General features: G+C 67.3%; 6 protein-coding genes. 3 read left to right on the plus strand and 3 right to left on the minus strand.

What is annotated here, in order from left to right; translation table 11 throughout:
• From FRC96_RS16380 to FRC96_RS16390, 3 genes are all read right to left on the minus strand, one after another.
• Positions 1–263 (minus strand): hypothetical protein (locus FRC96_RS16380; protein WP_146976002.1); only part of this gene is annotated, 263 nt, incomplete at its 3' end.
• On the minus strand, positions 253–534 hold the full coding sequence (locus tag FRC96_RS16385) for a hypothetical protein (RefSeq protein WP_146976003.1): 282 nt from the start codon (positions 532–534) through the stop codon (positions 253–255). The genes FRC96_RS16380 and FRC96_RS16385, both read right to left, overlap by 11 nt.
• A gap of 48 nt (positions 535–582) precedes the next feature.
• Entirely contained in the window at positions 583–1692 is a 1110-nt protein-coding gene (locus FRC96_RS16390; protein WP_146976005.1) for a hypothetical protein, read from the minus strand.
• Between the two features lie 309 nt (positions 1693–2001).
• Between FRC96_RS16390 and FRC96_RS16395 the strand changes: the two genes are divergently transcribed.
• From FRC96_RS16395 to FRC96_RS16405, 3 genes are all read left to right on the plus strand, one after another.
• Complete coding sequence (locus tag FRC96_RS16395; protein WP_146976006.1) at positions 2002–2706, plus strand: hypothetical protein; 705 nt, start codon at positions 2002–2004, stop codon at positions 2704–2706.
• A gap of 109 nt (positions 2707–2815) precedes the next feature.
• The gene (locus tag FRC96_RS16400; RefSeq protein ID WP_146976008.1) at positions 2816–4870 is read left to right on the plus strand and encodes an IgGFc-binding protein; all 2055 of its coding nucleotides are present in this window, start codon (positions 2816–2818) and stop codon (positions 4868–4870) included.
• Between the two features lie 170 nt (positions 4871–5040).
• Positions 5041–7947, plus strand: a 2907-nt coding sequence (locus FRC96_RS16405; protein WP_146976010.1) for a serine/threonine-protein kinase, incomplete at its 3' end; no start/stop codon positions are given.

Raw genomic sequence — 7947 nt, forward strand, 5'->3', positions numbered from 1 at the left:
CCCAGGGCGGCGCGTTTGCCCGTGGCCTCCACGCTCACGCCCGGTGCGCACCACGCGGGCCACTGCGGCGCCCAGAGCCGGGCGCGGCGCGCGCCCGGATGCGCCACCACCACCGCGTAGGCGGTGGTATGGTCCGGGTGCTTCAACGCGACGGCCTCGCCAGGCGCAGCGAGCGCGTCGCCCATAAAGGCCACCCAGGTCTCGCCATCGCGGTGTTGAAGTTGAGGGGTGAGGGGTTGGTACTCTTCGAGTTCAGCTCGCATCGTCGACCTCTCGCGCAAAGTCGATGGTCCAGCCAAAGAGGGCGATGAGCTCTTCAGCCACAATCTCAAGCGCGCCCAGCGTGTCGTGGGTCATCGATCCCACCTCCACGAAGTCGCGAAACGCCCCCTTGTCGGGGGCGTCCCAGAAATGCGGGCTGGCTCGCAGTTCGACCTTAAGCCCGCGCACACTCTCGCCAAGGGCGTCGAGCTCTTCGCGCAGATGATCGAGATCTACTTTGCGCCGGTCGGCGCGCACCTTCCAGGTTGGCATCACGCTCCCGACGCTCAGAAAAAGCCAGAAAGACGAGGAACGACGCGCTTATTCGTCGTCTTCCTCAAGCTCTTCCATCAGCTCGGCGGCCAGGTCTTCTTCGGTGGCCAGCTCGCCGCGCTCGCGGCGCTCCAGGCGCTCCTCGGCCCACTCGCGCAGGCTCTTGGCCTTGTCGTCGAGCGCCTGACGGAGGAAGTCCAGCCCGAGGTACTTCTCACCGAGAATATAAGCGCGCTTGCGCACGGCGGTGTCGGGAAGATCGGCCGCTTTGCGCAAAAGCCCCAGGCGCGTCTCTTCGGGGATGTCCTGCCACTGCTCATCGAGCAGATCTAGCGCGCCGCTGGCGACCTGATCGCCGCCGTGGCCCCGCACGGTGTTGGGCTTGAGCAGGCGCTTGAGCAGCTCCATGGAGTCTTTGCCCAGGCGCGCCAGCCACACCACCGAGAGGCGACGCACGCCGCCGGGCAAAAAGCGAATGCTCAGGCGGTCTTGCTCCGCGGCGCTCGTCTCAATCGGGTGCTGGTACTCGCCACGGGGGAAGGGGATGGCGTGCTCCACCACGATCTGGCAGACCTCGCGCTTGAGGCTCTTGTTGAGCGCGGTGAGCTGCATCAGGTGATCAAAGATCACCCGGCCCTGGTCGCCGATGGCCTCTTTGGCGGTGAGGATCATCAGCACCAGCTCGATCATCTGCTCGCGGCGGATCTGCGGATCGCGGAAGATCCCGTCGCAGGCCGGCATAATGAGCTCGGCGTCTTCGACGTAGTTGTCGGTCAGGCGCGGAAGCCAGATCAGCCCCTTACGCAGCCCCAGGTAATCGTCATGGCTGAGCAGGCCGGCCTGCGCCAGCCAGGAGGTCAGCTGAAAGAGCCCCGGGCCGGGCTCCTGGCCCTGCTCCAGGTGCATGTTGATCTGCAGCACGGCGTGACCGAGCTTCTCTTTGACGTGTGGCGAGATGCCCTCGGCGGCGACCACGCGCTGGGCAAAAAGCCCCAGGTAGTAGGGGTACTGAAGGTAGCGCCAGAGGCGTTCCTCGTTGCCGGAGCCGCCGGGATAATCCGTGCTGCTGGAGAGCGCAGCGGTCGCCATTTCGATGAGGCGAGGGATCTCCTCGTCGGTGGCATCAAGGTGACGTTGAAGGAAAATCGTCGTGTTCAAGGGGCTTCCTGTCGGTTACGAGGTTGGGTGGCCGGGACCGGTGATGGGCTGCATCGACCGGCGACCCCGCGCGTCTTTCGGGGGTACAACCCGAGCCCTGGGGCACTTATTCAGAGATCAGCGGAGTGCAAGAGCGCCGTGGAAAACCGGGCCTTAAAGCTCGCTCGGATAGCACGCCTGAGGCGGACTGACAACCAGGGCGACCTGGTCTAAGATTCCGCCGGGCCGCTCTGCATCCGATGGAAGATGCACCCGAGGGTGGCTGTTCCCCTCGCGCCCCGTCAGGGCGTGAACCCGGCAGGAGAGGTTATGGATCAGGATGAGAAGTCGCAGGTTGAGTCCGTCGAAGACGTCGATGTGGACGCCGCGCTCGACGAGCTGCGCGCCGAGGAGCATCGCCGCCTGCTGCGCACCGCCGTGCTCACCCTGATCATCGCCAGCGCGCTGGGCTTTGTGGCCTGGTGGATGGCGACCAACACCGACACCCTCTTTCGCCCCAACCTCCAGGTGGAGGCTGGCGAGCAGGAGGTGCTGGCGGTGACCAACGACCCGGTCTGCCGGGGCATTATTGACGACGTCACACAGCTCGCCGCGGACTACGAAGAACGCGAGATCTTCATCGAAGAGAACGTGCTCGGCGATGAGGAGTCCGAGGTCGACCAGGTGCGTGAGACCGCCGCCGCCTTTCGCTCGCGCCATCGCGAGGTCTCCGAGCGGGTTGAAGACGCCGTGCTGCGCGAGCGCGTCTCTCGCCGCCAGCTCAACGACTGGTTCGGCTTTATGGACAATGAGTTCCGCATCTTAGAGGAGATGGCCGACCGCCGGCTCAAAGAGCTGCGTGGCGAGGAGCTCCCCGCGCCGGAAGGGGCCTGGGATAATATGCCCGCGCTTCGTGACCGGGTGTTGCTGACCATCGATGAGAACTTCCACGCCTTCCGCGTCTGGCATCAGGTGGGGTTGCACCCCTGCGGCGCGGCGCCCGAGGGCGTGACGCCCTGGGCGCCCCAGGGCTGACGCGGGGCCGCGGCACGCGCAGGCGCGCATGATCTGCGGGCGAACTTGCGTTAGGGTATCCTCGTTTTTGGACCACGCTCGCCAACGCCTCGCCACCCGGACCGCTCCCATGCTCTTTCCAGCTCGTTTTGCCTCCCTTGCTTCCCTGCTGCTCTGCGGTCTTCTCCTGGTGGGCTGCGACGATCAGGTCGATCCGGTGGAGGAGCCCGGCGATGTGGGCGATGTGCTGCCCGACGCGCCGCTGACGTGCAACCCCGGCGAGGTGTTCGGGTGCCCCGGTCCGGACAGCGCCTCGCGGGAGGTGTGCAATGAGGAGGGCGACGGCACGCTTCTGATCGAATGCGCGGGGACCTCGGTGTGTCGGGAGGGCGCGTGTGTGGAGGTGACGTGTCGGCCCAATACGCGCCGTTGCGCCTCGGAGTCGCAACCCCAGGTCTGTCGCCCCGACGGTGAGGACTATGCGTTTGAAGACGCCGAGCGCTGCGCGGAGGGCACCCGCTGCCAGCAGGGCGTGTGCCTGGACCGCTGCGGTCTGGCCGAGCAGTCCAGCAGCTATATAGGCTGCGAATACTGGGCGGTGGAGCTGGAGAACTCCGAGCTCTATCAGTCCGAGACGGGCACCATCACCGAGCCGGAGGAAGTGCGCGCGCCCTTTGCGGTGGTGCTCGCCAACACCGACCCCAACATCACCGCGCGCATCTCGGTGTGGGCCGCACCGGATACCTACGCGGAGTTTGTGACCTCGCGCGAAGTGATGCCCTCACGGATGTTTCCCGGAGAGGAGATTGTCACCGTTTATTCCGAGGTGGTCGGCGCCGACGGGCAGCGCGTCGGCCAACCCTTAAGCGGAGCGATCGATCAGGTGGAGCTTCCGCCCAACAGCACCATGACGGTGCTCCTGCCCAACCGCACCATCCCGCGGCGCAGCACGTCGATTACGCCTTTTGCCTATCGCGTCGTCTCCACAGAGCCGGTGGTCGCCTACCAGTTCAATCCTTTCTGCTGCAATTACAACTACACCAACGACGCCAGCCTGCTGCTGCCCCGCGGCGCGCTCACCGAGAATTACATGTACCTCGGGCAAACGGTGTGGGCCGGCAACTCCACCGCACGCCTTCCTGTGCCCCGGCCGGCCACCTTGAGCGTGGTCGCGCTGGATGAAGATACCGACGTGACCGTGCAGCTGCGCGCGCCCTCAGACACCGACAAGACCTTCGACGATCTGATCTTCGCCCCCTTCGACCTCTCGCGCATCAACGGGCCCGACGCCGCCGGGCGCATCACCTTCCGGCTGCAACCCTTTGAGGTCTTTAACCTGGGGAGTCGTGGCATTCAGCCGGTCGAAGACATCAGCGGCGCGCGCATCACCGCCTCCAAACCCGTCTCGGTGTTCAGCGGGCACAGCTGCACCAACGTGCCTTTTGACCGCTCCGCCTGTGATCATCTCGAGTCCCAGCTCTTCCCGCTGGAGACCTGGGGCACCATCTTCATCGCCTCGCCACTCAAACTTCGTAACCCCGAGCCTCCCTCGGGCTCCCGCGAGGGCACCTACTGGAAGTTTGTGGCCAGCGAGAACAACACGGTCATTCAGACCGGCATCGCCATCAACCCGCCCTCGGCGCTGCCCCCCGGTGGCGAGGCCGTACCGAGCTGCGTGGCCTTCTCCGACGATCCGGAGAGCGGCACGTTCACGCTTAACGCTGGCGAGAGCTGTGAGTTTGGCACCCGTCATATGTTCCGGGTGCTGGCGAGCGCGCCCATCGCCATCGGCGCGTTTTTGAGCGGGCAGAACACCGTCTTCGATCAGGTCAACTGGAACGACCGCGCCGGCGACCCGAGCTTCTTTTTGCTGCCGCCCGAAGAGCAGTACCGCACCGATTACTCATTTCTCGCGCCGCCGACCTACTTTCAGAGCTACGCGATGGTGACGATGGCACCGGGCTTCACGATCACGCTCAACGGCGAAGAGATCGACCCGATGGACTATGACGCCGAGCTCATCGACGACGGCTCGCGCATGCGCGCGCACATCCCGCTGGAGCCGGGGCCCTACACGCTGGAGTCGCTCGTGCCGATGGGGCTCGTGGTCTACGGCTACGATAACTACGTCTCCTACGCCTACACCGGGGGGCTTAACCTGACCAAACTCAACGTGTTGGACTGAGGCTCCGGTGCCGCGGCAGACGTCGCGCGCGGGCGCCGGCGAGCGTGACGATTTGGTCACATCGGTGCGCGACGGGAGGAGGGCGCATCATCGGGTTTGACCCCGGGCGCGCTTCGCGATAGACGGCGCTCGCCAGAACCCCCCCGGTGCATTTCAGGACAGTAGCCGCCATGTATCCCGACGATCCGCAACATTCGACCGCTCCGCCGATCGTCGATGGGCGCTACCGCCTCGACGCCCTGCTCAGTGAGGGGGGCGTCGGCACGATCTGGCGCGCCCAGGACCTGGTGGGACGCCGCCCGGTCGCGCTGAAGTTGCTGAAGCCGGAGGTGGCCACGCTGCCGCATCTTCGCCGGCGCTTCTCGCGTGAGGCCCGCGCGGCCAGCCGCCTGATGCACCCGAATGTGGCCGCGGTGCACGATCACGGCGTCGACGCCGACGGGCGGATGTTCATCGCGATGGAACTTCTGGAGGGGCTGGTCGTCACCGATCTGATCCGGCAGGGGCTCTCGCTGACGCTGATCCTCGAGCTGGCCGACCAACTTCTGGCCGGGCTTGCCCACGCCCACGCCCGCGGGGTGATTCACCGCGACTTAAAGCCTTCCAACCTGATGGTGGTCAACGCCTCGATCCCCGACACGTTGGGGACCTTGAAGCTGGTGGACTTCGGCATCGCCACGGTGCTCACCGACGCCGACCCACGCGAGACCGCCCACGGCGAAGTTGTGGGTACGCCGCGCTACATGAGCCCGGAGCAGGCCAGCGGGGAGCGCTCGCTCACCCCGCGCACCGACCTCTATAACGTGGGGCTGATCCTCTGGGAGCTCATCTGCGGCAAGCCGCCCTTCGGGGAGGAGAAGGGCCTGGCGGTGATGGCGATGCATGTGCATGAGCCTGTGCCCCCGATGATCGCGCGGCAGGGCCTGCATCTGCCGGTGGCGCTGGAGGCCTTTGTGTCGCGCGCGCTGGCGAAGTCGCCGGCGCGGCGCTGGCCCTCGGCCGGTGAGATGCGCGTGCAGCTCAAGGCGCTGCAGGCCGAGCTCGCCAGCGATGCGCGCATTCATCATGTGCCCGCGCCGCTGCCCCGGCCCGAGAAGCCTGCCCGGCCCGAGCGTCAGCCCACCGTCGAGGAGAGCATCGTGGGCCGGCGCCGCCTCAACTCGGTCGCCCCGACTTCTGAGCCGGCCGACGGGACCGCAGGACGCGACTCGCTGGCGGCCCGGCGCCAGGCCGACCTCCAGGCCCTCAACGCCGGGGTCGCCGGCCTCCAGCAGATCCCCTTTGTGGGGCGCCCCCGCGAGCGGCAGCACCTCCAGGAGATCGCCCACTCGGTGCGCAATGAGCAGCGCGGCCGCATCGTGCTTCTGGAGGGCGAGGCGGGGGTGGGCAAGACGCGCCTGACGATGTGGCTTAAGGAGCAGGTTGAGGAGCAGGGCCAACTTCATGGCCATATCGGAGCGTTTACCCGCGGTGGTACCGAGGGGCTTCGCGGCCTGCAGGAGGTGCTGGACAGCGTCTTTGGCACCCGCGGGCAGTCGCGCGCCGAGGTGCAGACCCGCGTCGACGCCTGGCTCACGCAGTGGGGCCACGACGACGGCATCGACGCGCGCATCCTGGCCGACTTCATGCGCCCGGCCGGCAGCCAGAGCGCAGTGCGGGAGGCCCCGGTGGCGCCCACCACGCTCTTCGCCACCATCCTGCGGGTGTTGGAGCGGGTGGCCAGCCGCCGCCCGCGCCTGATCATCCTCGATGATGTGCACTGGGCGGGCCGCGAGCTGGGCGACTTTTTGGACTTTCTGGCCGTGGAGCTTCGCCACCGCGCCATCCCCCTGATGGTCATGGCCACGGTCCGCTCCGAAGATCTTGGCGAGAACCCCGCCCTGGAGCGTCGTCTCACCGCGCTGAGCCGCTACGTGGGCGAGACGGTTGAGCGCATCAACCTGGGCCGCCTCAATGAAGACAGCGGCTATGAGCTCATTCGCCTGGTGCTGCCCGTCGATGAATCCCTCACTCGCCTGATCTATGAGCGCTCCGGGGGTAACCCGCTGCACCTCGTCTTATTGTTGCGCTACCTGCGCGACGAGGGGCTGATTCGCCCCGATGGCGAGCGCTGGGCCACGGCCGATGTCGATGCGGTGCGCGAGGCGGTCCCCCCGAGCCTGGGCGATCTTTTTGAGGTTCGCCTTCAGCAGATCGAGGCGCGCTACAACCGCCACGGCAAGCTCGGCGAGCTCCTGCAGCGCGCGGCGATCGCCGGGCCGCGTTTCACCTACGAGGTGCTGCGCGAGATGATCGAACGGGAGGCCGACGCCGAGCGCCTGCGCTACTTCGACGAAGATCTCGATCACCTGCTCAGCGAGGGCATCCTCATTGAGAGCCACGGGCGGCGCGAAGACTGGTACGCGTTTAGTCACGGGCTGCTGCGCGACTACTTCCTGCGGCAGATCGGCGGGGCGTTTCGGGCGCGGCGTTTGCACAGGCTGGCCGCCGAGGCCCGCGAGACGGTCTACGGGGAGCGGGCCGGGGCGCACGCCGCCGAGATCGCCTCGCACTGGCATGCCGCTCGGGAGCTGGAGCGCGCGCTGACCTGGTACATTCGGGCCGGCCGAACCGCCTCGCGCGCCGCGATGCTTCGCCAGGCGGCGGTGGCCTTTGATGCCGCGCTCACCATCATGGATGAGCTGCTGGAGGTTGACTCCGAGCAGGGCGACCCCCCCAACTTCGGGCGCCTCGATGCCCGCGCGCGGGAGCTGGGGTGGAGCGGCACCGACTACGTCGACACCCTGATGCGCCTGGGCGATCTCTACGAGGGCTTCGGCGAGTTCCCCGAGGCGGAGGGCTGCTACCGCCGCGTGGTGCGCCTGGTGGGCACCTGCGCCTCGCCACCGGCAGAAGCGCTCAGCGCGCTGGCCGGCTGCTGGCTGGGCCTGGGGCATGTGGCCTGGCAGCGCGGTGACTTTGAGGCGGCCCGCTGGGCCTTCAACCGCGTGCGCGACGAGGTCGCCACCCTGCCCGAGCTGGCGTCGATGCGCGACAACGCCACGCGCGGGTTGGCCCGGGTGGCCTGGCACCGCGCC

Origin of the sequence: Lujinxingia vulgaris (assembly GCF_007997005.1) — a bacterium.
GTDB lineage: Bacteria > Myxococcota_A > Bradymonadia > Bradymonadales > Bradymonadaceae > Lujinxingia.